Origin of the sequence: Thalassobacterium maritimum, from assembly GCF_031127805.1 — a bacterium.
Classification (GTDB): domain Bacteria; phylum Verrucomicrobiota; class Verrucomicrobiia; order Opitutales; family Coraliomargaritaceae; genus Thalassobacterium; species Thalassobacterium maritimum.
Map to the genome: position 1 here is coordinate 1 of NZ_JARXHW010000139.1, position 1,423 is coordinate 1,423.

Annotated in this window: 1 protein-coding gene; it reads right to left on the bottom strand. The window is 52.9% G+C overall.

Annotated elements, in window-relative coordinates; all coding sequences use genetic code 11:
* Nucleotides 1-248: 248 nt before the first annotated feature.
* Nucleotides 249-1,349 (bottom strand): IS110 family RNA-guided transposase, encoded by a 1,101-nt coding sequence (locus QEH52_RS19635; RefSeq protein ID WP_308952659.1) that lies wholly within the window; start codon nucleotides 1,347-1,349, stop codon nucleotides 249-251.
* Nucleotides 1,350-1,423: the final 74 nt, after the last annotated feature.

The following is a 1,423-nucleotide window of genomic DNA, read 5'->3' on the forward strand; positions in this document are numbered from 1 at the left end:
TTTTTTCATATATTCACTTTGGTGGCTTTCCGCATTGTTTGTATCCGGGGCCTGTTGCCCGCGGGACCAACTTCTATCCGTGCCGGTTTTCCCAGTCACCTAATGCTGCGTACGCCTGGTCTCAGGCTGAAAGTTGCGGTTTCATGACGACGCCAATCTACAAAAACGAGTGGGATCTACCATCTCCAGCCTCGGTACGGGCCGCCAATCCACCAAAGTCGATTCAAATCATATTTTTTCTTAGCCGCTTACGCCGTTACGGTCTTCTTCAAAAGCGCTCCTGCCGGCAGTTCGTCTTTTTCCAGATACTTCCAAAGCGCGACCAGTAGCTTTCGCGCGAGCGCGACAATGCCAATACGTCGACTTCGCTTACCCCGGGAAAAGTTCTTCTCGAACCATTTTGCCAGATCCGAGTCCGGCTGATTACGCAACCAGGACCAGGCCAGCTCAACCATGAGAGTCCGCACCCGGGCATTGCCTGCCTTGCTGATCCCCTGTTCGCCCTGATGGTCTCCACTGGCATAGGGTGAACCGTCCAGCCCGGCACAGGCTCCGACCTGGCGCACGTTTTGAAAGTCTCGCCAACTGAAAAACTCGTCGCTTAAGGTCATTGCGCTGATCACTCCGACAGCACGCAACTTGTGCAGTTTTTGGGCCTGATGCTCGGCTTTTGTCTTCGGATTGGCGATACGGGTGGCGCGCTCTCGCTCCAGTTGCTTAAGCTGCGCGCGAGCAAACTCTACGCGTTGATATTCACGCTCGATTTCATTACGTAGATGAGCGGGCAATGCTTGTCCGTCCCAGCAAAACATATCACTAAGCCGTTCTGTGAGTTCTCTCAGCGAGTTGACCTCCAGTCCGTGCAGAACGAACAGACTTTTTATGCGGGCGGTGCCCGCGCCGATTTCTTTCTTTAATCGCTTTACCTCGCGCTCGCGGCGGCGCTGGTCTTCCTGTTCAACGCTAGGGACTCTGACCACAGACCAAACCGTTTTCTCGCCTCCGTGGTAACGGATCAGTTGCCGAACCAAGGCCTTCGCGTCCAGACGATCGGTCTTAGCCCGGCGTTTGCGTCGATTCACTTCGATACTGGCAGGATCAACGACGACGTTGTTGATTCCAAAACTCTCCAACCAGCGCGCGATCCAAAAACCATCTCGCCCGGCTTCGTAAACGGTGTAAATTTCCGTCGACTCAGGTAGCTGCCATTTCTCGCAGGTTGCTTTAAGTAACTGTCGAAAAGCGATTGTATCGCGAGCGTCGATGTTCAGTAGCCGAATATTTTCCCCGGTTGAAAAAGCTAGCTTCCATTTACTGTTGCTTAGTTCCAATGCGACGTATAGGTTCATTTTGAATCTTTCCTTTTTTTGAGGTTCATTTTGCAGGCTCGGGTGTCCGTCACCCGGGCCTGTTTAGTCTCCAT